Annotated in this window: 25 protein-coding genes, 1 tRNA gene and 1 pseudogene; 21 read left to right on the forward strand and 6 right to left on the reverse strand. The window is 48.1% G+C overall.

Features of this window, described 5'->3' with window-relative positions; translation table 11 throughout:
* Positions 1 to 96: 96 nt before the first annotated feature.
* From DK846_RS05810 to DK846_RS05850, 9 genes are all read left to right on the forward strand, one after another.
* A complete protein-coding gene (locus DK846_RS05810) occupies positions 97 to 639 on the forward strand; it encodes a pyruvate ferredoxin oxidoreductase subunit gamma (protein ID WP_109967999.1) in 543 nt (180 codons plus the stop codon).
* Positions 639 to 896, forward strand: a complete 258-nt coding sequence (locus DK846_RS05815; RefSeq protein ID WP_109968000.1) for a 4Fe-4S binding protein — start codon at positions 639 to 641, stop codon at positions 894 to 896. Before DK846_RS05810 ends, DK846_RS05815 begins: the two co-directional genes overlap by 1 nt.
* Entirely contained in the window at positions 897 to 2,057 is a 1,161-nt protein-coding gene (gene porA / locus DK846_RS05820; RefSeq protein ID WP_109968001.1) for a pyruvate ferredoxin oxidoreductase, read from the forward strand.
* Complete coding sequence (locus DK846_RS05825; RefSeq protein WP_109968002.1) at positions 2,058 to 2,939, forward strand: thiamine pyrophosphate-dependent enzyme; 882 nt, start codon at positions 2,058 to 2,060, stop codon at positions 2,937 to 2,939. It begins immediately after the preceding gene.
* A gap of 146 nt (positions 2,940 to 3,085) precedes the next feature.
* A complete protein-coding gene (locus DK846_RS05830; protein WP_109968003.1) occupies positions 3,086 to 5,398 on the forward strand; it encodes a PAS domain S-box protein in 2,313 nt (770 codons plus the stop codon).
* The gene (locus DK846_RS05835) at positions 5,395 to 6,135 is read left to right on the forward strand and encodes an ATP-binding response regulator (protein WP_219970645.1); all 741 of its coding nucleotides are present in this window, start codon (positions 5,395 to 5,397) and stop codon (positions 6,133 to 6,135) included. The genes DK846_RS05830 and DK846_RS05835 overlap by 4 nt, the downstream gene beginning before the upstream one ends.
* A 41-nt stretch (positions 6,136 to 6,176) precedes the next feature.
* A complete protein-coding gene (locus DK846_RS05840; protein WP_109968004.1) occupies positions 6,177 to 6,623 on the forward strand; it encodes a GNAT family N-acetyltransferase in 447 nt (148 codons plus the stop codon).
* A 24-nt stretch (positions 6,624 to 6,647) separates the two neighbouring features.
* Entirely contained in the window at positions 6,648 to 7,649 is a 1,002-nt protein-coding gene (locus DK846_RS05845; protein WP_109968005.1) for a DUF1848 domain-containing protein, read from the forward strand.
* A gap of 28 nt (positions 7,650 to 7,677) precedes the next feature.
* Positions 7,678 to 7,962 carry an AN1-type zinc finger domain-containing protein gene (locus DK846_RS05850; protein WP_109968006.1) on the forward strand — a complete coding sequence of 95 codons (285 nt, stop codon included), beginning with the start codon at positions 7,678 to 7,680 and terminating at the stop codon, positions 7,960 to 7,962.
* Here DK846_RS05850 and DK846_RS05855 read toward each other — a convergent pair.
* The 4 genes from DK846_RS05855 to DK846_RS05870 form a co-directional block, all read right to left on the reverse strand.
* Positions 7,949 to 8,914, reverse strand: a complete 966-nt coding sequence (locus tag DK846_RS05855) for an ADP-ribosylglycohydrolase family protein (RefSeq protein ID WP_109968007.1) — start codon at positions 8,912 to 8,914, stop codon at positions 7,949 to 7,951. The genes DK846_RS05850 and DK846_RS05855 overlap by 14 nt on opposite strands.
* Before the next feature lie 21 nt (positions 8,915 to 8,935).
* The gene (locus DK846_RS05860; protein ID WP_109968008.1) at positions 8,936 to 9,670 is read right to left on the reverse strand and encodes an ABC transporter ATP-binding protein; all 735 of its coding nucleotides are present in this window, start codon (positions 9,668 to 9,670) and stop codon (positions 8,936 to 8,938) included.
* Between the two features lie 80 nt (positions 9,671 to 9,750).
* Positions 9,751 to 10,155 carry a pyridoxamine 5'-phosphate oxidase family protein gene (locus DK846_RS05865; protein WP_109968009.1) on the reverse strand — a complete coding sequence of 135 codons (405 nt, stop codon included), beginning with the start codon at positions 10,153 to 10,155 and terminating at the stop codon, positions 9,751 to 9,753.
* Between the two features lie 201 nt (positions 10,156 to 10,356).
* Positions 10,357 to 10,710 (reverse strand): PAS domain-containing protein, encoded by a 354-nt coding sequence (locus tag DK846_RS05870; RefSeq protein WP_109968010.1) that lies wholly within the window; start codon positions 10,708 to 10,710, stop codon positions 10,357 to 10,359.
* A 49-nt stretch (positions 10,711 to 10,759) separates the two neighbouring features.
* Between DK846_RS05870 and DK846_RS05875 the strand changes: the two genes are divergently transcribed.
* A complete protein-coding gene (locus DK846_RS05875) occupies positions 10,760 to 12,262 on the forward strand; it encodes an MFS transporter (RefSeq protein WP_109968011.1) in 1,503 nt (500 codons plus the stop codon).
* A gap of 47 nt (positions 12,263 to 12,309) precedes the next feature.
* The gene (locus tag DK846_RS05880; RefSeq protein ID WP_109968012.1) at positions 12,310 to 12,522 is read left to right on the forward strand and encodes a hypothetical protein; all 213 of its coding nucleotides are present in this window, start codon (positions 12,310 to 12,312) and stop codon (positions 12,520 to 12,522) included.
* A gap of 29 nt (positions 12,523 to 12,551) precedes the next feature.
* Here the strand turns inward: DK846_RS05880 and pyk are convergent, their stop codons facing one another.
* Positions 12,552 to 14,162, reverse strand: a complete 1,611-nt coding sequence (pyk, locus tag DK846_RS05885; RefSeq protein ID WP_181391646.1) for a pyruvate kinase — start codon at positions 14,160 to 14,162, stop codon at positions 12,552 to 12,554.
* 5 nt (positions 14,163 to 14,167) lie between these two features.
* Here pyk and DK846_RS17440 point away from each other — a divergent pair, with 5 nt between their 5' ends.
* The 6 genes from DK846_RS17440 (at position 14,168) to DK846_RS05915 (ending at position 21,814) form a co-directional block, all read left to right on the forward strand.
* Complete coding sequence (locus DK846_RS17440) at positions 14,168 to 14,794, forward strand: metal-dependent transcriptional regulator (RefSeq protein ID WP_146201151.1); 627 nt, start codon at positions 14,168 to 14,170, stop codon at positions 14,792 to 14,794.
* A complete protein-coding gene (feoB, locus tag DK846_RS05895) occupies positions 14,791 to 16,641 on the forward strand; it encodes a ferrous iron transport protein B (protein WP_109968014.1) in 1,851 nt (616 codons plus the stop codon). Before DK846_RS17440 ends, feoB begins: the two co-directional genes overlap by 4 nt.
* 112 nt (positions 16,642 to 16,753) lie before the next feature.
* Positions 16,754 to 18,175 (forward strand): aldehyde dehydrogenase family protein, encoded by a 1,422-nt coding sequence (locus DK846_RS05900; protein WP_109968015.1) that lies wholly within the window; start codon positions 16,754 to 16,756, stop codon positions 18,173 to 18,175.
* 190 nt (positions 18,176 to 18,365) lie between these two features.
* Positions 18,366 to 19,388: a hypothetical protein gene (locus DK846_RS05905; RefSeq protein WP_109968016.1), complete on the forward strand. Its 1,023-nt coding sequence runs from the start codon at positions 18,366 to 18,368 to the stop codon at positions 19,386 to 19,388.
* Positions 19,389 to 19,446: 58 nt separating this feature from the next.
* Positions 19,447 to 20,364 carry a CAP domain-containing protein gene (locus tag DK846_RS05910; RefSeq protein ID WP_109968017.1) on the forward strand — a complete coding sequence of 306 codons (918 nt, stop codon included), beginning with the start codon at positions 19,447 to 19,449 and terminating at the stop codon, positions 20,362 to 20,364.
* Between the two features lie 79 nt (positions 20,365 to 20,443).
* Entirely contained in the window at positions 20,444 to 21,814 is a 1,371-nt protein-coding gene (locus DK846_RS05915) for a PAS domain-containing sensor histidine kinase (protein ID WP_109968018.1), read from the forward strand.
* Here the strand turns inward: DK846_RS05915 and DK846_RS05920 are convergent.
* Positions 21,801 to 22,502: an HAD family hydrolase gene (locus DK846_RS05920; protein ID WP_109968019.1), complete on the reverse strand. Its 702-nt coding sequence runs from the start codon at positions 22,500 to 22,502 to the stop codon at positions 21,801 to 21,803. The genes DK846_RS05915 and DK846_RS05920 overlap by 14 nt on opposite strands.
* A 155-nt stretch (positions 22,503 to 22,657) precedes the next feature.
* Here DK846_RS05920 and DK846_RS05925 point away from each other — a divergent pair, with 155 nt between their 5' ends.
* From DK846_RS05925 to DK846_RS18295, 4 genes and pseudogenes are all read left to right on the forward strand, one after another.
* Entirely contained in the window at positions 22,658 to 23,362 is a 705-nt protein-coding gene (locus DK846_RS05925) for a helix-turn-helix domain-containing protein (RefSeq protein WP_109968020.1), read from the forward strand.
* A gap of 62 nt (positions 23,363 to 23,424) precedes the next feature.
* On the forward strand, positions 23,425 to 23,895 hold the full coding sequence (locus DK846_RS05930; protein WP_109968021.1) for a hypothetical protein: 471 nt from the start codon (positions 23,425 to 23,427) through the stop codon (positions 23,893 to 23,895).
* Between the two features lie 52 nt (positions 23,896 to 23,947).
* A tRNA-Val gene (locus tag DK846_RS05935) sits at positions 23,948 to 24,021 on the forward strand.
* Between the two features lie 283 nt (positions 24,022 to 24,304).
* Positions 24,305 to 25,730 (forward strand): annotated as a pseudogene (locus DK846_RS18295) (IS1634 family transposase).
* Positions 25,731 to 25,910 lie beyond the last annotated feature (180 nt).

Consider the following 25,910-nt stretch of genomic DNA (forward strand, 5'->3'; position numbering starts at 1 on the left):
CCTCTTAAATTCAAATTTGGCGATTTTAATGTGTATCTGTACCTGAGTGACTGGGTTTTATATGATTAATCGTGTAAAATATACTCGGGATTTCTCTTGAGAGAACTACGAATACACGGAAGAGGTGGTCAGGGCTCGGTCACGGCTGCCGAACTGATCGCGGTAGCGGCCTTCAAAAGTGGCGTCTACTCCCAGGCATTCCCGGCTTTTGGTGTCGAGAGACGCGGAGCTCCGGTCCAGGCATTTGTCAGGTTCTCAGATAATAAGATCAGGCTCCGGAGCCAGATCTACGAACCTGATTATGTCATTGTACAGGACAGTACTCTCATCAAGGATGTGAATGTCTTCTCCGGGATGAAAGAGGGCGGCATCGTCCTCATTAACACAGAGAAGGGTCTTGATTCACCGGTGCCTGCTGGCGTTAAGCTGATCCAGATTGATGCAACCAAGATGGCACTTGAGATTCTTGGTGTTCCAATAACCAATACCACCCTTATGGGTGCATTTGCAGCGTTAAGTGGGGAAATTTCACTTGATGCACTTGAAGAAGCAGTGCGTGAACGTTTCTCCGGATCTCTGGCAGATAAGAATGTGAATGCTGCGCGTGCAGCCTTTGATCTGATTAAGGGAGGTGCCTGATGGCTCTTCGTATTGGGTGTGCAGCAGCACCCGGGCAGGCTCAGGAGAACAAGACCGGTTCATGGAGGGTGTTCAAGCCAGTCTATGATCATGAGAAATGTACCGGTTGCAGTATGTGCCAGCTGGTCTGCCCTGAAGGCTGTGTTCATCCTCAAGATAAAAAGTTTGCACCAGATTATGACTTCTGTAAAGGCTGTGGTCTTTGTGCAGCAGAATGTCCTGTAAGTGCGATTACGATGATCAAGGAGGAGAAGTAAATGAAGGGAATTCTTGAAGGATCGCACGCAGCCGCTGAGGCAGCAAAGCTCTGCAGGCCTGATGTAGTTTCTGCATATCCAATCACCCCTCAGACTCATATCGTAGAGCGGCTCGCCGAGATGGTAGCCGACGGAGAACTGGACAGTGAATACATCTGTGTAGAGAGTGAGTTCTCTGCCTTGTCTGCATGTCTTGGTGCATCAGCAGCAGGCTCACGGGTGTACTCTGCAACCTCTTCACAAGGTCTGCTCCTCATGACCGAAGTCTGCTTCAACGTGGCCGGAATGCGTCAGCCAATCGTTATGTCTATCGCAAACCGTGCAGTAGGAGCACCACTCTCGATCTGGAACGATCAGCAGGACTCTATTGCTCTTCGTGACTGTGGCTGGATTCAGATCTACGCCGAGGATGCACAGGAAATTCATGATTTCCACTACATCGCGTACAAGGTTGCAGAAGACCATGATGTTCTTCTTCCGGTCTTTATCTGCTTTGACGGGTTCATCCTCTCTCACACCTACGAGCCGGTGGATATGCCCACACAGGCTGAAGTAGATGCATTCCTGCCTCCATACAAGCCGTATAACATGCTTGATGCAAAGAATCCAATCAGCATGGGCATGTATGCAACACCTGAATACTACATGGAATTCAGGTACGAGATAGACCAGGCAATGGTCAGGTCTCTTGATGTCATCAGAAGAGTCGGCAAAGAGTTTGGCCAGAAGTTCGGACGAGATTACAGCAATCTTGTCGAGGCATACAAGCTTGAAGATGCTGAAGTGGCTATTGTCGCACTTGGGTCTGTTAGTGGAACCATCAAGGACGCCATTGATGAGATGAGGGCTGACGGCAAGAAGGTTGGTCTTCTCAGGTTAATTGTGTTCAGACCATTTCCGGCAGAAGATGTTAAGAAGGCACTATCAGGGATCAAAAAGGTTGGTGTCTTTGAGAAGAACCTCTCAATCGGTGCCCGGATGAAAGGTGCTGTCGGGTACGAAGTCAAGGATGCAGTCAATGACTCATCAGTGTCTGTGCTCAGTTATGTTGCCGGACTTGGTGGCAGGGATATTACCATAGCGGATATTAAAAAGATGGTCGGAGAGATTGAAGCAGGAAGAGGAGATTGCTTCTTAGGCCTTCGTGAGGAGTTGATCTGAATGGCAGACAAGACCTGTGAACTTGTTGACTGTGGACACCGTGCATGTGGTGGCTGTGGTCCGGCATTCGCTGCCCGCCTGATTCTGAAAGGATCAGGTCCGGAGTCTATCGTCTGTGCATCTACCGGATGTATGGAAGTCTTCTCCACCCCATACCCACAGACTGCCTGGAAGGTTCCCTGGATTCACTCGCTCTTTGAGAACGCTGCTGCAGTGGCATCAGGGATTGAATCAGCATTAAAGAAACAGGGACGTAAAGAAAATGTTCTCTGTATCTGTGGTGACGGAGCAACCTTTGATATCGGGATTCAGTGCATCAGCGGTGCATTTGAGCGTGGCCACAATATTACATACATCTGCTACGATAACGAAGCCTATATGAACACCGGGATTCAGCGTTCCGGTGCAACACCATATGATGCTTCAACCACCACATCTCCAGCAGGAAAACGTTCAACCGGAAACAACCGACCCAAGAAGGATCTTCCCCAGATTCTTGCAGCCCATGGATCACCATATGTGGCAACCTGTTCGATAGCATATCCGAACGACGTCATCAAGAAGGTTGACCGTGCTGTCCAGACCGAAGGACCCTGTTATATTCAGATCCACACCCCATGCTGTACAGGCTGGGGTTTTGATGGAGCTAAAACCGTAGAACTTGCAAAGATGGCAATCGAGTGCGGACTCTGGGTCAACTACGAGATGGTCAATGGAAAGGTTGAGAAGGTCAAGAAGATCAAACGGAAACCTGTTGATGAATACCTGAAATCACAGAAACGGTTTGCCCATCTCTTCAAGCCCCAGCGTAACGATGTCGAGATCGCAAAGATCCAGGCTATCGCTGATGTAAATGCTGAAAAGTACGGAATTGATCTGTAAATAGCCGCAATACCCACTCAACCCTTTTTTGCATCCTGTACTTCTGAGCAGAGATGTTATGAGGATGAACTTCTAGGTTAATATGATGCAAAGATGTTCACCTCTGGCGTTTTTTTCAAATCCAGCAAGGCTGAACCAGGAGAGAGATGATACCGGTACTCTTCATCGACGATAATAAAGAACTCTGCACACTTTTTCAGATATATCTGGAAGAGTCTGGAGAATTTTCTGTATATACCTGTTATAGTGGTAAAGAGGCTCTCACATATCTGGAGAGTCATCAGGTAATGGCGGTGATATCTGATTATGATATGCCTGAAATGAATGGGATTGAGTTACTCAGGGAAATTAGAGAGATCTATCCCCGGCTCCCGTTCATTATGCTTACCGGCAACGATAACAAAGATACCGCAATAGCTGCCCTGAATGCCGGTGCTGATTTCTATCAGAACAAGGCAGATGACTTCGAGGTCCAGGTTCTTGATCTCTCACATAAGGTACGTGTCCTTTCTGAAAGGCACAAAGCAGAGGATGCAGCACAGAAGAAAGGAGAAATCCTTGCAGCCATAAGTCACGCTGCAGAACGGCTGCTCCGGGGAAGTGGCTGGCAGGAGGATATCGAAGAGGTTCTTGGTCGCCTGGGTTTTGCCACAAATGCATCATCAATTTTTGTTGCTGGAAAAGGTGATGACATGTCAGGAACCGTTGTTGACCCGGTTATCTGGCAGCGAAGTCCTGACCCGGACAATGCCCGGTCACTTGATCAGGTTCATTCATGGTGGCAGGAACCACAGAGGGTGCACCTCCTTGAAGCAAATCAGGAGATCCAAGATCTCTTTGATCCTGGTCTTTCTTCTCATGATATTTCTGGTACCATTCTTCTGATACCAATATTTCTCGCCCGTGATTGGTGGGGCGTTCTTGGTATAACTGATCAGAGAGTTGATCGGGTCTTCAGCCCTGAAGAGGTACGTGCACTGCGAATGGCTGCCCGGGTCATCGGCTCGGCACGGTACCGGATGTACATCGAGGAGATCTTTAGAAATCCGGTTGAAGAATCACTGGTTGGTGTGTTTATTGAGGATAATTCCCGGTTTTTGTACACCAATCCCAAGATTAGTCACATGTTCGGGTATTCACGTGAGGAGATCCACAATATTGTGGATCCTCTCATTGTGATTCATCCTAATAGCCGCGATGAGTTTGTTGATATTGTCAGGGATATCAGAAATAAAAAGATACCATACAAGCATTTTGAAACAGCAGGGGTGAGGAAAGATGGCAGTGCTATCTGTCTTGAGGTATACCTGACCACGCTATCAGGAGACAGTCCTGACTGCCTGATTGGAAATGTGATGGATGTCTCTGATCAACATCGAGCCAGGAAGGCCCTTGCTGAGAGTGAGAAACGGTTTAGAAGTCTCTTCAGCAATATCCGTGACCTGGTGTTCCTCCACAGGATTCCCGATGAAGGATCAGAGATCATTGAGATCAACGATTCTGTCTGTGAAACACTGGGTCTTGACCGCGATCAGGTATTATTCCGGCCTCTTCCATCCTTTGTTCCTCATGAACATGAACACATCAAGGTTCTTTCTCATTGTGAGACTGCGGCGAGAACCGGACGGGCAGCCGATCAGACCTGTCTTCTCAAACGAGATGGATTTCCTATTCCGGTTGACCTTGTAACGCACCGGATAGTCATGGAGGGCAGGGCTGTCCTTCTTTCAGTCGCACGCGATATCACCGAGAGGATAGAGGCAGAGGCAAAGATCCGTACTGGCGAGGAACGTCTTAAACGCAACATGTTGCTCTCATTGCGTGAAAAAGAGACCCTTCTGCGTGAGATTCATCACCGGGTTAAGAACAACATGCAGATCATCATCAGTCTGCTCAAGCTCCAGGATTTTAAAGTAGAAGACCCAAAGGTGCATGAGATTATCAGGGACTGTCGGAGCCGGATATACTCCATGGCTGTTATTCATGAAAAGTTGTATCAGACTGACGAACTGACCTCGATACGGCTTGATGAGTACATCACGGATCTTGCAGACCGGGTGATGAACGAGTTTGAAAGTGGAGAAGATCGTGTATCCTTTACCCTGCAGTCAGGCGACCCTGTTCTCGTGGATATCGGGACCGGGATTCCCCTTGGTCTGATCCTGAATGAACTGATCACTAACAGCATGAAATACGCTTTCTACCCGGGAGAAACCGGTGAAATAAAGGTTGCATTGCAACGAAAGAAGGAGTCGCTGGTTATTACTGTTGCAGATACCGGTCGTGGCCTTCCTGATGGATTTTCTATTGAAAATTCCTCTACTCTTGGCATCGAACTGATTCGAGGGCTGGCTTTCCAGCTTGACGGGAAGGTTGCCTGGAAGAGTGATCACGGTACCATATGTACGCTAACGATTCCGTATCCAAAACTTGAAGTTGGAGATGAGGCATCATCATGATAAAAGGGAAGAAGATTCTTATCGTTGAGGACGAGATGGTCATCTCTCTTGAGATAGCCGCTACGCTCAAACGACTTGGTTACATCGTGGCAGGTCAGGCTATCACTGGCAATGACGCACTCAAACTTGTAGAAGAGACTGATCCTGATCTTATCCTGATGGATATCAGACTGAAAGGAAATATGGATGGCATTGAAGCAGCCTGCCAGGTCAGTGACCGTTTTGACCTTCCGGTAATCTTTCTCACTGCTCACTCAGATGAAGCAACCCTTGAACGTGCGATCGCTGTCAGTCCTTCAGGATATCTTATCAAACCGTTTAAAGACCGGGAACTCTACTCCTCAATCGAACTTGCCCTTCACAAACATGATATCAGGCAGCGAATCCGTCCTGAACGGATCGTTCGTGAGGTTCAGTCAGATCTTGCCCATCTTTCTGATGTGAGTGCTCTGGTTATCAGCCCGCGTGGTATCATCATAAGGGCAAACCAGAAGGCATGCGATCTCTTTGAAACAGATCAGGATGACCTTTGTGGTACCCAGATTACAACCTGGATCTGTACTGATACTCCCATACTAGATGTGCTTTCAGGGTCAGAAGGTTCCATTCTTCCGTACAATGTTGCGGTCAGAAGTCTGGGTGGAACAATAAAAAAAGTCAATATCGAGGCCGGTTTTATTGCAGGTGAGGAAGGGAGGATTCGGGGATACCTGCTGGCTATCCCTCATGTCTGCTGACTATCAGTTCGGTGTGTACTCTGCACATCAATTCTGTATCTATGACAACAATATCAACTCTTGAAATATCTACTCCGGGTGGCATCGTTACAGTCACAAAGGTCACTTCTGCCAGAACCGGAGATATGCGTGTCCTATATCAGGCAGGAGACTGGTGGGATGACTCATGGGATGAAACTCTCCTCTCTGCAATCGTTCAGAAGAGTTTTGCCTTTGTTGCCGCCGTTGCCCCTGATGGGAACTGGATTGGGATGGGCCGGCTGATCTCTGATGGCGTATCTGATGCATATATGCAGGATATCGTGGTACTTCCTGAATGGGAGGGGCATGGAATCGGCTCTGCCATTGTCAAATGCCTTGTTATGATCTGTAAAGAGTGTGGGATCGACTGGATAGGCACGATTTCTGAACCTGAAACCGAATACTTCTACCGCAGATTCGGGTTTGCACGGATGAACCGGTATACCCCGATGAGGTATGAGCGGTAGTATTGGCTGACAGGAGTCCGGATTATGGGTGACCAACAGGTAACACTCGGGGGAACACCTGCTGGTCCTTCTTCGAGTGTCATCGTCACTGATATCCACCCGGTCATCATCTCGGTGAGCCGGGCAACTGATATTCCAGGATTTTACATGGACTGGTTTTTACGCCGGTTCCATGAAGGGTCAATCATCTGGAAGAATCCATACCGGCAGAACCGGAGACAGAGGGTTCTCTTTGATAAAACCGGGGCAGCGGTTTTCTGGACAAAGGATCCGGGTTCTCTTCTTGCAAGGGCTGATGAGATTGATGATCTCGGCATCCACTGGTATGCCCAGGTCACCCTGAACGATTACGAAGGTCTCGGGTATGAACTCCGGGTACCTCTTTTAGAGAAACGGGTCCGGGACTTTCAGGATCTGAGTGGCCGACTCGGAAAAGAGCGAGTTATCTGGCGGTTCGATCCCCTCCTTCTCTCTGATAATCTTTCTCTCTCTTCTCTTCAAGAACGTATTGAACGCTTATTCTCTCTATTGGGGCCATACTGCGAGCGGATGGTCTTTAGTTACATTGATCTCAGGTACCGGGGGGTGATGAGGAATATGAAGCAGTATGGATTGACTGATATCAGGGAATTTTTGCCAGATGAAAAACTGCAGGTTGCAGAGGTGCTTGAGCGGTGTGCACAGAAGTATGGGGTTCTGGTTATGGCCTGCTGTCAGGAACTCGATCTCAGAAGGTATGGAATTGTCCCCGGACGCTGCGTTGATGACCGGATCTTTCGTAGAATCGCAGCACAGGATCCTGAGTTCATGGGTTGGCTTGAGCGGGATGCCCGAAAAGATACCGGGCAGCGGGCTCATTGTACCTGTATCGTCTCCAAGGATGTAGGTGAGTACTCAACCTGTCTGCATCAGTGCAGGTACTGTTACGCAAACCGGAGCGATGAGATGGTTGCCGGGCGATATCTCCTCCACCGGCAGGCAATAAATCAGGGTATCATCCCTGAGTCAATAGTGCCTGAGTTCTGATCATCTTTATCTGAGTGAAACCCGCATTATGGATCAGATGGTGGAATGTGAGTTCTGCGGAACCGAAGTCTCTGGTGGTTCTGCTTTTACCTGCACCTATTGTCATGGGACCTTCTGTCCTGCACACAGGCTTCCCTTCAACCATGCCTGCCCGAATATTGAGGAGTGGCGTAACTCTAAGCCCTCAGCAAAAAAAGTGAAAAAGCAAACATCCGAATCCAGGGTTCTGACTGATCAAAAAGGCCTTGTGGTTGGTGGTGTGCTGATGCTTGCCCTGATCATCGTGTTCCTTCTCCTCTTCAGGATATTGTAACCGGGAATCTGAGGTCCAGCTGATTACCAAGGTGGACCAGAAATTTCTTTCCGAAGGGTTCACTCTCAAGGCAGGTCATCAGACTGACCGGCAGGTCTTTTTCTGGATGAATACATGATGCTCCCAGAGTGATTGCAGCGGTTGTATCAGTATCCCCACCGAGTAAAATTGATTCACGAAGTACCCGATAGGGGTTATCCCCATAATTCTGAAGAATGGAGATCACAGCACCAAGAAGGATCAGTGACTCTGTATATGGAACTCCGTATCCGGCATGTTCACAGAGAATGATCTCGGGACTCCATCCTGAATCTATGATTCTTTTCAGGTATTCTTTTCCTTCAGGAGTAAGGCTGGGTATCTTTTCCGGGAGGTTCTGTACAATCTCTTGAAAAGATCTCTTCAAATAATACCGTTCATGGCAGATCAGTGCTATTCCAACCGTTGCGGCAATGGCATCTGGATGGCCATGCGTGATCCGGGCACTAAGCGTTGCACACCTGATAACCTCATCAAGGTCAGGGATAAACCCGATAGGCAGTGCCCGCATGGCCGCCCCATCGCTTTTTCGCTCTCGGATCTCATCTTCTGAAAGACTTTGCAGAAACTCGGATCCATTTTTTGAATCCTGTAGCATCCGTGTTGTAACTGGTGAATACCCGGAACGTGGATCACGTCTGTATGCAATAAGCAGGCTATCAGCAAGGTTCTCTTCTGTGAAGGGTTTTGCTGATACAAGGAGTTCAGTCACACCAATAGCCATCTGGGTATCATCAGTATACCTGTCAGTGACGTGACATGAAATCGGATCATCAGGAAGGGTTATTTCAAAACGGCTTTTATTCTCAAACCCTGCTCCAAATGCGTCGCCGATGGCCATGCCTACAAGAAGTCGTGCACCAGGACGTAAGTCTGGCAGTTTTTCTTGTGAGTCAGAATAATCAGGGTTCATTGCAACCCGAAAAAAGAGAGATTATACGATTTTGTCACAGCGCAGGCACTCGTTGTATCCTTTCTCCTTGATCAGTTTCAGAATATCGCGGGGGTTGCCATGGCATTTGAACTCGCCGTTTATCATCACATGGCCTTTGTCAACATCAAGATAATCCATGATGTACCCGGTATGGGTGATGACAAGTCCGCTGTTTTTACGGTTAGCAAACCGCTGGTGTTTCTGGAGGAGGAATGCAATGGACTCGCCCATGAGGTGAATATTTTCAAGATCCACACCACTCTCAGGCTCGTCAAGCATGATGAACGAGGGATCCTGCACCATCATCTGGAGGATCTCACTCCGTTTTATCTCGCCACCAGAGAATCCCTGGTTGATGTCACGTTCAAGAAAATCCACCATGTTCATCCGGGTAATGGCAGGCTGGATATCCCGGTCTTTATCAGGGTTGATGACGTTCAGCATCTTTCCAAGTTTCAGACCTGATATTGTGGGAGGGCGCTGGAACATGATTCCCATGCCGAGTCTTGCCCGTTCATGAACCGGTTTATCTGTTACATCAACCCCGTTCATGATGATCTTTCCACTGGTCACCTTGTAGGCATCAAAGCCCATAATAGCCATCAGGAGGGTTGATTTACCAGAACCGTTCGGTCCCATGAGCACGTGGGTTTCCCCTTGCTCGATGTGCAGATTTATCCCATGAAGAATCTCACGGTCCCCTATCGCAACATGCAGATCCTGTAACTCTAGCATAGACGGTTCTCTTATAGATTTCACTCTTCAGGCCATTTGATTGTTGTCAGTTAAACGTGATTTTTTCTGTCTTCAGGAATTTATAGCAGTTGCTTGCCCGCGTCAGTTCCGGGCATGCATTCAAAGACGCCGCTGATTTTAAGGATGAGGAGGGATTTTGCCGGAAGACCTGGTTTTTTCTCGTGAATCATCTCTGTCATCCGGGCATGCTCTGGTCCTGATGTTTTTACTGTCACATCTGCCTTTATCTGGTAGCATCCTTTTGCACCTGCTCCATAGAGATAAATGGCTGCCTTCGGGTTTTCAAGCACATTTTTCAGGCTTTTGTGCATGAAATTGTCACCGATCCAGATCGTCTCAGGATCGATGAGAAAGACTGAGCCCATTGGAGCAACATTCGGAATGCCATCTTTTGAAGCAGTTGCGAGAGGAAAGACCTTCAGTGCTGAGAATGCCTCACAGATTTCAGGAGTTAATGTAACCATAGTAGTAACATGATGCCTTCGGTATCTCATTAATCTTCGGATTAGCTAGTCTGGGAAAAAGTGGACGACGGTGATACTCAACCTATTCTTGAAAGATGATATGGTTCCTGGCGCTCCGTCTGTTAAGACGTACACCGGTTTTGGATGTGTATCTCATGGCCATTGTGGATCTGACACAACGCAATTCCTGGTCCTGGTGTTCTACTCCTGCATTCTGACGATGTATCCCTCTATTCCGGAAATCATCAGGGGCTTTGGAAAAATTCCCTTACCAATCAGGATTCCTTCAACAACGGTCTTATCCTTGGTGACCATACTGAATTGAACAGCAAATGATCCCTCCCTGTTGATTCCATCCTGTATCTGTTGTCTGACTTGTTCACGTTCTCCCTGCTGAATCAGGTCTGGCAGGCAGACTTGCCCGGCCTCAACCAGGTCGGTTTGGGTATACCCGGTAACATGTCTGGATCCCTCATCAACATATTCGAATCCAAGTGCAGCATCTGCCTTGCACCGAAATGCCATTGCGGTGGTTTTTTTGTATTGTCTGTTCATAATATCATTCAGAAGGCTTACCTTCCGAGAGCAATCATTATACAGAGAAATGGGAATAAGGAAGGTAAAGCCTTATGGACTGGATCACTGTATGCCTGAACCACCGGATTTCCAGGATGGCCAAAGTATGCTTCCCTATCACCGGAGGGTCTTTCTTGTTCCTGTTCTGGCATTGATCGTTCTGATTGTCATGTCAGGCGAAGCAATGCTCACTGCTGCCCTTCCCCAGATTGCCCATGATTTTGTCGCTCCTGGTGTTTTCAATTCGTGGATTCTTCCCATGGTTCTGCTCGTCGGCGCAGCAGGAGCACCGTTTATCGGAACTGCAGGAGACCGGTTTGGCAGACGCAAACTCCTTCTCCTCTGCCTTTTTATCTATATTTTCGGTCTCTTCCTCGGGCTTGTCGCAGATACTATTGTTGTTCTTCTTCTCTCCCGGGCAATGCAGGGGATTGGGATTGCCTGTTTCCCTCTCGCCTATGCTCTTGTCAGGGACAACCTTCCAGAACGTGAATCCGATGTCGGGATCGGTATATTGAGCGCCATGTATGGTGCCGGTATGTTCGTCGGTGTCATCATCGGTTCGTTCATGACCGAACTCTTCTCATGGAGGACGACATACCTGGCCCTGATTCCTGCAGCACTATTTCTGATTCTTCTCACTATCAGGTTCATACCCGGAACACGACCTGAAATGCCTGACAGAATAGATACCCAGGGCCTTGACTGGTGGGGTTTTATCACCCTTCTTTCTGCCCTGTTCCTTGGCCTCGTCTCGCTTTCTCTTCCTGATTCAGGGCAGGAAGTTCTTCGTATAATCTGCGGGGCACTTGCTTTATGCCTGGCCCTGGTGTTTTTCCGGATAGAACTTAAGACGAAAAGACCCCTGGTTGATATCAGGATGGCAGCGAAACGTCCTGCCCTTCTCCTGCTTGGGATAGGAACATTAACCCTGTTTTTGTTCATGATGCTTCTTCAGGAGATGCCATTCCTTATTCAGTCCTCAACCGGTCTCGGGATGAGTGCTGGATTCGTCGGTTTAGTCCTGATGCCTGGCACACTCAGTGATATGATCTCAGGTCCGCTTACCGGAAGACTTGTTCTCTCACGAGGTGTCCGTCCGGCATGCATTCTCGGATCAGTTCTCCTGGTGCTTGCATCCGGTTTCCTTCTGGCAGGTATACCCTCTCTGCTGGTTCTTGCCGTTGTCTGGATGCTCTTTTCTGCAGGGATGTCAGTCACAACGACTGCATGCATTATCGCATACATCAGTTTCTTTCCCCCCTCCCGTACTGCAGAAGCAACCGGGCTTGTTCAGAGTGTTCAGACAATCGGTGCAATGGTCGGTCCGGTGATTACCGGAGTGGTTCTTGCACAAGCAACGGTATCTTCGATAAAGAACGGATCGGTGTGGTCTGAACCTGCCTCGTTCACGTTTACACACCTGCACGGTGTAGCCCTCGTCTTTAGTTTGATAATTCTCCTTTGTTCTGCCTTGATCAAAACCAGGTCTGAAAGGGACTCCGGGCCAGCCAATACCACCGTTCCCTGACATGGCAACAGATGTCTGCATAAGGTGTGCAGACAAGATCTGATTCCATGTCTTCCTCTGAGAAACTCTGCCCGTTTGACAAGAAGCCCTGTATTACTGCTTTATGTGCTATCTGGTCACAAGATAACGGGCTCTGTGCCCTGGCCCTGATTCCTGCTGTAATCAGCGGAAATAAACCTGCTTCGAGTGCTCCAAGGGCAAAAGAAAAGATGGCATCTTCAGGCCTGTCTGGAAAGTTTAAAGATCCGCTCTTTGACTAAAGTTTTATAACCCATCTCCTAAACAGGATTCAGGGCACATTCTGAACTTTGATCATATTGGTTCTGCCCTGGACTCCTGCAAAATTACCGGCAATAATGATCAGGCGATCTCCTGAAGTGATCAGATCTCTCTCTTTTGCCAGTTCAAGTGCAATGAAAAAGAGCTCGTCTGCCGTATGGATTGGTGTATGAATACAGGGGATAACACCCCATCGTATGAGAAGCCGTCTTGCGATCTGTTCATCTGGGGTGATTGCAAGGATGGGATTTCCCGGCCTGCAGCGTGAAACCCTCTCTGCGGTGATACCTGACCTGGTAAATGCCACGATTGCCCGGCTCTCCAGTTCGTTTGCCAGGTAACATGCACTGTAACTAATGATTCCGGATGGTCCGGTCTCATGCCAGAGCCTTCTCTCATCCAGGATTTTATGGTATGGAAGATGCCGCTCTGTCTCACATGCGATCTCTGCCATCATCCTGACTGCCCGTGCCGGGTCTTTTCCGATTGATGTCTCTGCAGAGAGCATGGTTGCATCGGTTCCGTCTGCAATCGCATTGGCCACATCGGCGACCTCTGCCCTGGTTGGCCTCCCATGTTCAACCATTGACTCAAGCATCTCAGTCGCGGTTATAACCGGCTTTCCTGCCTTATTGCAGGACCTGATGATCTCTTTCTGAACATAGGGGACACAGGCAATCGGGAGTTCAACGCCCAGATCGCCTCTTGCCACCATGATTCCATCTGCTGCTGCCAGGATCTCATCAAAGAGGTCGACTGCATTTTTTGTCTCTATCTTTGCTATCAGCGGGATTTGTACCTGTTTTTCAGAGAGGATTGAGCGAACAACAATGATATCGCCAGCTGAACCTACAAAAGACAGTGCGACAAAGTCAGGGTTGAGCTCAGCAGCAAATGAGAGGTTCTTTACAAGTTCATCGTTGGCATACGGGATATCTGGTCTGCGACCCGGAATAACCACTCCGGCGCCCATCCGGATAGAACCGCCAGAAACCACTTCTGCGCATATGTTCTCACCGACACATGTGACCCTGAGCAGGACTGCGCCATCAGCAAGAAGAATTGCATCTCCTTCGCACACCACCGGGATGTAGTCAGCCGGTCCGATTCCAATCTCGTCATTATGAGGGTCTGCAGAGAGAATCACCTTCTCATGAAGAGAAAGATCTCTATCTGATTCCGGAAGCGATCGCACCCTGAGTTTAGGACCGGGAATGTCAATCATGACTGCAACCTGTCTGCCTAAATCCCTGGCAACGTGTCTTATCATGGTCATTGTCGCCTGATGTTGCTCAAGAGATCCATGTGAGAGGTTAAGTCTCGCAATATCCATACCGGCGCGGATCATGTTGCTGATCGTTTCGATATCAGCAGAAGCTGGCCCGATAGTGGCGATGATCCGGGTCAACCTGACACCGGGGCCTGAAGGAGTGTCGGTACCTGTATGTATCCCGCTCATCATACCAGTACATCCTCGTCTTTCTATATAGTTCGAATCAGTCGACCCATGACTGCCTGCTTGTGGGTCTGTCACTCTGGTTAAATCCACGAAAAAAACATTTCGTTCTTTTGATTTCTTATCAACATGCAATGCACTATAAAAACCGGCAATGATAACCATGATCCATGGATCCGGCAGAGCGTGAAGATCTCCTTCTTGCAGTCTCCCGTCTGGAGTCGAGGAATGGGAGAAAACCTGACGCTGCAGAGATAGCCGGTTTTTTACAGCGGAATATATCTGACGTTCAGGATCTCTTGCGCAAGACTGTAGCATCAGGGGAGGTTGTGGCTGATGCTGACGGTTTTGTGTCTCTGACTGCCTTGGGTGGAACAGCTGCTGAAGCAGTGATGAAGAAGCATAAGGTACTTGAGACGTTTTTTGAAGAGATGCTCGGAATGGACCGGAGCGATGCTCACAAGCAGGCCTGTACCCTTGAGCATCATGCATCTGAAGAGACCATTCGCCGCCTCAAACGTTTTATCTGTAGAGATCCGCCATCTCCGGAAACGGTACAGGCGGATGCGACTGCATTTCGCATGCTTGCAGACTGTAATGAAGGTGAGCGGGTCTGTATTGAGGCGATGAAAGAATGCAGGCGTGCAGGACGGCTCGCCGATCTCGGGCTTATTCCAGGAGAAGAAGTGGTTGTTCTTCGCCGTATGGCTAAGACCATATTAATACAGGTGAAAGGCTGCAATGTTGCCATCAGCGCCGATATTGCACGACTGATTCTAGTCGGGATCTGCAGATGAAGATTGGGCTAATTGGAAATCCGAATGTAGGTAAGTCACTCATCTTCTCCCAACTTACTGGAGTGGGCGTTGAGATAAGCAATTATCCCGGAACTACGGTTGATCTCTGTACCGGAACGGTCTGTCATAATAGGACACAGATCGAGGTGGTCGATCTCCCCGGGATTTACTCTCTTGACGGGGCGAACTCAGAAGAAGAACTTGTCAGGGATACCGTTGTAAAAAGAGCATTTGATGTATATGCTCTCATTCTCGACGCAACCCACCTGGAACGAAACCTGTACCTTCTTCTCCAGCTGATAGAGTTTGACCTGCCGGTGGTTGTGATTCTCAATATCATTGATGAAGCAGCCAAGGCGGGAATCACGATAGATATCGATCGACTCTCGTCCCTGATCGGCGTACCGGTGATTCCAACCGCTGCTTCTCTTGGGCGTAACATCGATCAGATAATTCCACTTGCAACCAGTCATGCCAGGGCCGGAACATATCCTGTCGAGTATGATCTGCATATCGAGGCAGCAGTCCGGAGTCTTGAGAGGCTTGCCGGTACCAGCCGGGCAGAGGCCCTTTTGGCCCTTCAGGGGTTTGGGACTGATCCGGTGTTGATGGAGGCTGCAGCAACAATAGTCCCTGAAATAATTGATGAACACCGGATGTCTGTTCATCAGCTGATAGCAGCGAATCGGCACCATGCAGCCTCCCGGATCGCTTCAGAGGTAGTGACCAGAAACACTCCCGGGTTGTTTTCAGATCCTGATCAGTACCTGACCCGTATCTTTCCTGGTGTACCGATTATGGTTGCCTTTCTGGCCTCGATGCTGACGATCGTCTTTGTTATAGGATCATACCTGGAAGAGATCATCGTTGATATCTTTGAGTTCCTGATTGTAAGTCCGATTAAGACTGCAGGTTTTGATCCCCTGATATCTGAGGTACTCTTATCACTTGCGATAGCAATCCAGGCTGGTCTCGGAGTTGCCTTCCCGTATGTCTTCACATTCTACCTGTTGATCTCACTCGTAGAGGATTCGGGATACATGACGAGGATTGCATTTCTTGCCGACCGTGTGATGCACCGGTTCGGGCTTCATGGTCAGGCGATCATTCCGATGGTCCTTGGTCTTGGGTGCAATGTACCTGCCATCATGGGCATCCGCCAGCTTGGGACACGCCGGGAGCGGACAATTGCTGCCGTTCTGATAACGATGGTGCCCTGCTCTGCCCGGACTGTCATCATTGCAGGAATTGTTGCAGCCTTTATTGGCATTGCCGCTGCCCTCTCTCTCTATCTCATCGTCATTGTTCTGATTGTTGTAACCGGTGTTATTCTCTCCAGGATAACTCCGGGAAACCCTCTTGGCATGGTCCTGGAACTTCCTCCGCTCCGCACTCCACGCCTTTCCCAGGTGATCACCAGATCATGGCTTCATATCAGGGAGTTTCTGGTCATCGCGATGCCTCTTCTGATGGTCAGCAGTGTCATTCTCGGACTGGCCGGATTTTACGGGATCACAGCCCTCTTTCAGAATGCAGTCGCTCCCTTTATGGAAAATGTGCTTGGCCTTCCGGGATTTGCCTCGACAGCTTTGCTCTTTGGAATTCTTAGAAAGGAGATGGCGTTTGAGACCCTCATTGTCCTTGCAGGAACAGCAAACCTGCCGACAGTTCTGACATCGCTTCAACTCTACATCTTTGCTCTGGTCAGTACCCTGTTTGTCCCCTGTATCTCAACGATTGCTGTTCTTTCCAGGGAGATGGGGTGGAAGACAGCATTGCTTATCGCATGTTACACCCTTGTTCTTGGCCTTGGAGCCGGTGCAGTTCTTCATCTGATCTTTGTCTGATGAATCTGATGATGTATCTGGCCCATACAGTCATGGGCTCAACCTCCGGGATTCAGAGTTTTAGGACGGACATGAGCGGTGAAGATAAGAGATCTTCTTTCCCACTCTGAGCATGGATGACTGGGCATGCATTGTGGGTGGAGTTGAGCGGAGGAGTGAAGACCGGTACCTGGTGGTAAATCCGTTTTCAGGGGAGGTTGTCGGTCAGGTATCCCGCTGTAGTGCTGAAGATATTGAAGAGGCCCTGCAGGCAGCAACAGCGGGTTCAACTGTAACAGCAGAACTTGCTGCTCATCAGCGCGCTACAGTCCTTCGCAGGCTTGTAGACCTGATGACTGCTCATCGTGAGGAGTTCATCACCCTCCTCATTGCAGAGGGGGGAAAACCCCGCCGGAATGCTGAAGGAGAGACTGCCCGGGCTATCGAGACAATCCTCATCTCAGCTGAAGAAGCGGTACGGATTGGCGGCGAAGTGATTCCTCTTGACCGGACAGTGCCCGGTGAGGGCTGTATTGGAATAGTCCAGAGATTTCCCGTTGGGGTTGTTCTTGGCATCACCCCGTTTAACTTCCCGCTGAACCTGGCATGTCACAAACTCGGACCGGCCGTCGCCTCAGGTAATGCCATCATTTTAAAGCCAGCATCTGCAACCCCCCTTTCGTCCCTCCTGCTTGGCAGACTACTTCTTGAGGCTGGATATCCTCCGGCTGCGGTGAGTGTTCTTATCTGCAGCCCGGATGATGCTGAAAGACTGGCAGCAGATCAAAGAATAGGATGCTTCTCTTTCACCGGGTCGCCTGAGGTTGGCTGGCACCTGCGATCCCGTGCCACATATGCAAAGGTGACCCTTGAACTTGGCGGGAACGGTGCCGTTATTGTCCATGAGGATTGTGACCTCTCCCATGCTGCATCCCGGATCATCGAAGGGGGATTTTCACAGGCAGGACAGGTCTGCATCTCGGTCCAGCGTGTCTTTGTGCACCGGCCAGTATTTGAACCCCTTTTGACCCGGCTTGGTGAACTGGCTGATGGCCTGGTTGTCGGAGATCCATCAGATCCCAAAACTGATGTCGGGTCCATGATCTCAAAAGAAGCTGCTGAACATGCCCTGAAACGAATCCAGGATGCCTGTAGTGCCGGAGCAACGCTTATAAAGGGAGGTAGTCTTTCCGGGTCATTGCTCCAGCCGACAATCCTAACCGGAACAAAGGCAGGAATGGAGGTGAACTGCAGAGAAGTTTTTGCACCAATTATTACAGTCACTCCATACGACACCTTCGAACAAGCAGTTGCAGATGTAAATGATTCAGTATACGGACTTCAGGCAGGAGTGTTTACCCGCGATCTCCTGAGAGTCAGGTATGCGTTCTCTCATCTTAAGGTCGGCACCGTTGTCATCGGAGATATCCCCACCTTCAGAGTTGACATGATGCCATACGGTGGGGTGAAGCGTTCCGGCTCTGGACGAGAAGGGCCCAGGTATGCAATCGAGGAGATGACAGATACCAGAATGATGATTATCCGGGATCCCTGATTGCAGGTAATTACCATCGGGCTGTATTAATCCAGTTGTTCATCCCCTGACCGGCCGAAGATCCGATCAGAGAACATAAATGCCGGGATTGTATAACCTACTATCAGCATACGTCTGTTTCCGGCATCAGATCATTATGATGAGATGAAGGTCGGGTTCAGTCAGCCATAATTAAAAAATCCGGGGTCGTATGAAGCTGGAGAGAAATAGCATTATCGCGATCGTATTCGGAGTTACCCTTGCGATCCTGCTCCTGTTCAATGTTGTGACTTCCGGGTTTAAGGTAGAATTTAAAGGGATTCTTGTCTCTGTTTATTTTGCAATCTGGGTCGCTGCAGTAGCATTTGTTCTCTTCACCTTTGTCATCCCTTATATCAATACAAGAAAGGAAGAGAAAAAGAAAGGCAAGGCAGGCACGTCAGGTGCAACTCCTCCACCATATAAATCTCCGAGATCTGGTCTCCCGGTCAGAGAGAGGATCACTGCCTACGTTACAGAACGAAGGAAAGAGGATGGGCTTCCCGCTCCCGAACCACTCAGGCCTGCCCGCCCTGCAGCTTCAGAAGTTCCGGTTTCACCAGCCGCTGCCAAGGCTGCTGCAGCCGGCATGGTTGCTGCTTCTGCAGCTGCTGCAGTTTCTTCTGTTCAGCCTGAGAGTGCAGATACCGGAGATCTTGGAGACCTTCCACTCCCTGATGACTTTGGATCTGAAGGATCTGGTGACGAAGCAGGTGAACTTCCCGGTCTTGATGACGATTTCGGGGATATGGATGAGTTTGGCGGTGGTGAAGAGATGCTGTCAGACTTTGGCGATGATACCTCAGGTCTTCTCACAGATGACGGAGGGGCTGTTTCTTCTGACATACCAGAGTCACCTGTAGAGTCTGGATCAACCGGGGAACTTCCCGGGTTTGATGGAGATCTGGACTCTGAAATTGGGGAGTCAGATATCATGGGAGATGATTCGATGATGGATCTCTCAGGTGATGATCTCCTTGTTATGGATGAAGAGCAAGCATCAGCTCCGGCAGAAGACCTCTCTGTAGAGTCAGACGGTGGCCTTTCTGAGGCCGGGCTTCCGGATCTTGATGATACCCTCTCTCTTGAGCCTGATATGATGGAGAGTGATCTGTCTGGCGGCGATGAGGACTTTGGCGATATTGAGTTTGTGGATCTTGAACCCGAAGAGCCAAAGAAACCAGCAAAGAAATAACTCTTTTTTCAGGATCAGAAACCATCTAAATACCTGGTTATAACAGTACTGATCACATATGCGAGTGTCCTGCCTGTCCTGTTATCTCCTCCTTGTTTTTATCTTCGTTCCTGCCTGCACGACTGCAGTAATATCTCCCTGGTCTGATCTTACGGTATCAAAAATATCTGCTCCCCTGACAGCATATCCCGGGTATCCGTACCCGATCAATGTCACGGTTGAAAACCACGGGAATGCAACATCTGGCCTTATATCAGTCGGGTTTTATCTCTCAACCGACGAGCATCTCTCAAAGAATGACACGTTTATTCAGGTTACAACCGGCGATCCACTTGCACCGGGAGCATCTGTGGAGCTCTCCTCTCTTGATACCATGCCGTTATCTGTCTCCCCGGGCAGTTACCGTCTGTTTGCCTATGTTGAGGATCATGAGGGAGATGAGCAGCATCTCCTTGATAACTCAGCACTTCTGACTGCTCCAGTGAAAGTAGAGTCCCGGACACTTCCTGATACCGGTGTTCTTGCGAGTAAAGCGGCAAAGACCATCTTTTCAATGACCAACAATTACAGGGCAGCAAACAATGCCTCTCCTCTTGTCTGGGATGATGATCTTGCAAGACTTGCAGTAAATTATTCTGACAGGATGGTTGCCCAGAAGTTTTTCAGCCACACGGACCCTGACGGGCATGATCAGTCTGACCGGGCGGCAGCAGCCGGGTACAAAGCCGTGAAAGAGATAACAGGAGGAGAGAGGATCGGAGTTGCAGAAAATATTGCATATATCGGTACTGGTAATGTTGCCGGGTATGGGTATGTGGATCCCACTGATCCAGAATCCATAGCCAAAGGGATCATGACCGGCTGGATAAAAAGTCCCGGACACCGTACCAACATTCTGGACCCCTTATCAAGCCATATCGGAGTCGGACTGAGTTTCAACGGAGAATATTGGTACGCAACTCAGGAATTTTATTAGTCAGTGAGGATAACGTACACCATGAATATGACCGGGCCGGGCAGGAGAGAGTTTTGATTTTGGCAGATTGTGAACAGGTATGAATAGATTCACGGGCTGCAAACCATCTATTCGACCAGGTGCTCTTCCTCCTGCAGGTACCATCTACCAGATCTGTTCTGATGATACAGGAACACTTGTGGTTACCGGGATAACTCCTTGTTTAGATGAATCATCGATATCCCTTCCGCAGTTACTCGATATTCTCGTCCCCCGTCAGGCAATGGACGTTATCAGGGGTCTTGTCAGCGAGGCGAGTGATCCTGGTGAGATCCTTCCCGGATATGTTCCAACCGGCCAGGAAGGGAAAGACATCAAGATTGTTCTGACCCGTTTGTCTGATAATACAGTCTCGGTTGTATGGGGGGGCCTGGTATCATCTGCTGGCGGATCTGAACCAATTCATCTTGGACATGGTGATACTCCTGATGTTATTTCACGGCATGATCGGGATTTTATCTTTGGTTCTGCAACCCCGTCATCCATCTCTCTCTTTGGGCTCCGGCCGAGTGAACTCAACGGAACCTCACTCATGAGTTATATCCATCCCGAGGATCTCCCCAGAGTGTATTCCTGCAGTAAGGCACTATTGTCAGTTCCGGAAGTATGCCGCATCCGATACCGGCTCAAAAATAGTCTTGGTGATTATCGCTGGGTTGAATCTGTTTTTACATCAACTTTTCGATCAGATGGCACATTTGGCGTTATGATGGCATCAACGAGGGAGATGGATACTATTGTCAGAGCAGAACAGGCAGCCAGGGGTGCAAATGCCAAGCTCAATCTGCTCAACGGGATTATCAGGCATGATATCATTAACCAACTGACAGGATTGATTGGGTACCTTGATATCCTCTCAGAACTTGTTGAGGGTGATGATGCACAGATGCTGATATCCAAGGAACAGGACATTGTTGCAAATATCCAATCCCTGGTTAATCTTACCCGCGATTATCAGGGAATTGGTCTTTACCCGCCTGATTTCATCGATATAGATGCAGTTGTGTACAAAGTTCTCTCCAGGCGTGAATTTGCAGGACGGATCAGATCAGAGAGGTCTCTTGACGGGCTCTCAATATATGCTGACCGGATGCTGGAGCAGGTAATGTTTGAGATCGTCTCAAACAGTCTAGATCTTGGGGGTGATCAGGTGATGATCAGATTCAGGTATACCATCACTGATGATGGTCTTACTCTGATTATTGAAGACAACGGGCCTGGTATTGCAGATACAGAAAAGGAACGTATCTTTTCAAGGGCTGGTCAGAATTGTTTAGGCCACGGCCTCTATATGGCAACCACGATTCTTGATATCACCGGAATTCAGATCAGGGAGACCGGGATTGCCGGCCAGGGTGCACGGTTTGAGATTCTTGTTCCCCGTGACGGGTATCGTCTTACTTCTGCCTGATCTGCAGGTGACTGAGCCCTGGAAGGTTCAGGAGATCACTGAACTGATCCAGGATATGGTGCGGTTTTACTTCCGGCATCTCTATCTGTATCCAGTCCCCGTATCGCGCAAACACGGTTGTCAATCCGAGTTCCAGTCCCGGAACCACTTCCCTTCTCAGTGAGTCACCAACGACCCAGGTTTCTGATGGTGTTACGTGAAGTTGCTCCATTGCCAGAATAAAGGATGCATGACCCGGTTTTCTCTGCCCTGATATGTCAGGGGTGACAAGCACCGGGAAGCAGGAATCTATTCCGAGTTTGTGCATTCTCTCTTCTGCCTGAGAGCTGAAAGCATCAGTAACAACAGCGATCTTCACTCCGGCTTCCTTGATGGCATCTAGTGTCTCTTCAACACCGGGATACAGGGCGATGGTATCGAGTTTCACCTCATCGTACACGATTCCGGCTTTTTTTGCCAGTTGCTCTGAGTATGCATTGATGTCGCGTAAATAATCCGTAATATGAGCGTGGTCCTCAAAGTTGTATTTGGGTCTGAGGAAGTATGAGAAGAGTTCTTCTCCTGATCCTGCCCCTGTCAGCTGAGCAACAGCGTTGCAGGCTGCCTGTTTTGCATCCACGAATGTACACAGCGTATTGTCGAGATCGAAGAGAATTGCTCCGGGAAGAGGAGGTCTGTATGCATCCATGTGTACATAGATATCTGCTTTGTCTCACCATAGGGTTATGGAGAATGTAGTGTCCTTTTTATGGATTTTTATATTCCGTTAGTACTGCCTGGCAGCGGTTCATTGATTAAGTCAGCAATAGAGATTATTGGTATTGTTTATCTGATGGTGTCAATATGCAGGATGGGCCGGTTGTAATACGCGAAGATGTCACCGTTTCTCTTGATAAGGATCTGATCAACGATCTGCTGGGGATTGCCGAGTCACGTGAGATGACATTATCTGTCCTTGTACGTGAGGTTCTTGGATCATTTTGCAGGGCGTTTCATGCCGGTTCTGACTGGACGACAGTGTCTCCGGTTGGATCTTCTTTCTCACCTGATCTGGTGCAACTGACTGATGCGGTAGGGGAAGGATCGGTTTCTCAGTTGGAGTCCAGGGTAACTGCTCACGATCTGCTCTTTGCTGATCTCCAGAGACGGCTTTCTGTTCTTGAATATAATGCCGGGATATCCCGCATTGCTCCCCAGCATGCCACTCCTGAACCAGCAACTCTTCAGGCGACCCTTTCTCCAGGTTCAAACCCTCTGGCTGCTGTTATTGATTGTGACACGCCACTCGCAGGGTCGGTATCTGATGATGCCCTGGTCAAGATTCGAAAACCGATACCACCGGTGATGACCTCGATTGATACCAACTCCATTGGCAGAATCAATCCGGAGCAGGTGTACTCACAGACTGAGGCTGCAGCTCTGCTTCATCTTTCCATCTCGACCATCAGGAAGTATGTGAAAGAACAGCGGATAGGATTTCAGAAGATTGGCAGATCCACGGTCTTTCGAGGCCAGGATCTTCTGAACTATCTCGCCCAGTCCGGATGATGGATCAGAGAGTTTTTTTCTCAAGGAAATAAGTACTGTATACCGTGGCATGCCGGGTGTTGATGGGGGTCAACCCGGGTCCTGCCAGAATAGTACCGGGGGTCAGCGTGCGAATCAGCGGATGGGTTATTCTTCTTGGAATTTTGGTTTTTTTCTTTGCTTTACTGGTGGTGCCAGTTTATGCATCATCTGAGCAGCATTCTCCAACGATGATTATTCCAACCAAATATCACCTGATGTTGATAGACATGGTCGAGGAAGAGCATGCAGCATCTCCTGTGGCAACCCCGACTCCTGATATCACGACGCTATCTGCAAAATCAGAGAACTCTGCATCAGTTAGCAGCACTGATGACAGCGCTCTCCTATCTGCGGGTCTCAAGCGTGATGCCTCCCGGAGTCTCATGGGTCGGGGTTTTGTTCAGACGAATTTTGATGTGAGTTTTGATAATCAGGGCAAGAAAATTGACAATCATGAGATGTTTTCAGCCCGGGGGCTATTTGATGTTCATGTTACCCATGGGCTGAATTGATGGGTTTACAACCAACGGGTATAAATCTGTATACTCTCAACATAATGAGGCAGGGCCTGTGGTCTAGTTGGTTATGACACCGCCTTTACACGGCGGAGGTCCGGAGTTCGAATCTCCGTGGGCCCATTAAATAAGCCGCCTGTCGGCGGTTTTTTAACATAATATTTTCTTGTTACCTGTATCGTTACGTTAAGGATACTCTGCTTTTTATTATGTGGTTAGTCCGCTTATTCTTCTTCTTTAATGGCAGGAAAGAAGGTGTTAATGCATAAACTACCTGATTTCTGTTTAATCTTGTAATTCTATTTCATCAGGAACAATTTTTATCCCTGGTAAAATGAGTTTGGTAGCCTAACTTTGTCACTAACAAGAAATATGTGTGTCCTTATTGGTGGTTGAATTGACTAAAATGAAAATAAAATTAAGAACTAAGGAACTAGAGCCTAATGTAATATACCCTCTCCTCTCGGCACCGTTTTCCTCGTCAATAAATTGTATGAGGTTCTGAATTTTTGCGATATTTTCAGAAAACACAAGACAAGGGGTATCAATATTAATAATCTGTTTCGAGCCCTCATCAACTACAAATTGACTGATAACTTCAGCATAAAGAGATCTCACGACTGGATCAACCGGCCTGAAGTACTTGCCGATTTTTCCCTCCCTAATTTCAGCGAAAGAATTCTGTATCGTGTCCCTGAAATCCTTGACACTAATCGGGAAGAAATCATCTCTGACGTCCAGGATGTTCTATTGTTTGAGATACGAATTTGTGCAAAAACCAAACCAACATTAACATGGACTGGATTAGGTTTATTCTTCATAACAATGAGGCTCATCTTGGAAAGTATGGATACAGCCGGAATCATCGTCCTGATAAAAAACAGATTACGGTTGGCGTACAGAACTTTTTGACCTGATAAATATTCCAATTGGAATGACAATCGAATACGACAATCTCTATGATCAGACTCCCTTTAAGAAGACGTATAAGCAGTCAAACCATCGGTTGAGAGAGGGCTTTTTGGTGATATTCGATAAAGAGCGAATAGTTTCACAAATACCCAAATAATCCGGGCAGATAATCTCCAGTATATCCCCGGAAAGAAACTCAACAAGGGCGATGACAAGATAATTGCCGAATTTGAAACATATAATCCTCAGGTTATTGATAAAGAATCAGAGATTGGAGGAATTAAAATAGAGAAGCCGAACATTACAAACTATCTCTACTTCTCTAAAAAGTTGTTAAGGAGCAGTTGGAATCCAGAGCCAGACAAGTCGTTCGAGAGATAATAAAAGCAAAGGTCATTCAGGAGAGTATTGATAGGAATAAGGCTCTTCCAAAACGATTCAGGATAAACAATCTTCTTGTGGACGTGGAATACTCTATCCAGACAAAACTTATTGAACTCTCCGAAGATAATGCCGTCATGTTCCTTAAAGAGAAATTCATCACAGGGAGAGAGGGATTCTTCTGCCTAAAATCGAGTAAGAATATGACACTTTCTAAAGCTCTTCTGACCTATCGAAAAAAGAGCTCGATTGAGAAGATATTCAACTCTCTTAAAAATGTGTTTGAGATCAAACCATTACGTGTATGGGACGATAACAGTATTTACAGAGCGTTAATCATTGGGTTTATCGCATAGTTATTTGTTTTACTTATCCGATTTGATATCCCGGAACTGAAGCATACGTCAACAAAATTCATCAAAACGACTTTATCGAATTTGACAGTTTCGGTTGATTCGTGGATGAAGAAGACAAAAAAGTACATTCACTCCAATTTTGATGGCATCAAACGGTTATTTTGGACAATAATTGGGTGGTAACATGAGGTTTGAGGGAAAAATTTTCAACTGTCAAACACACTATCCCGATAAAATTCGAGAAAAATTAGATCATGATAGTGGATGATCTCATTGCCTGTCTGAAGTCAAAGTGGCAAAGTTAGGAGTGTGACAAGAGGTTGGTATTCAGATTGCGTAATGCTATTCTATCCGTTCGGAATA

This window comes from Methanospirillum lacunae (genome assembly GCF_003173355.1).
Classification (GTDB): Archaea; Halobacteriota; Methanomicrobia; order Methanomicrobiales; family Methanospirillaceae; genus Methanospirillum; species Methanospirillum lacunae.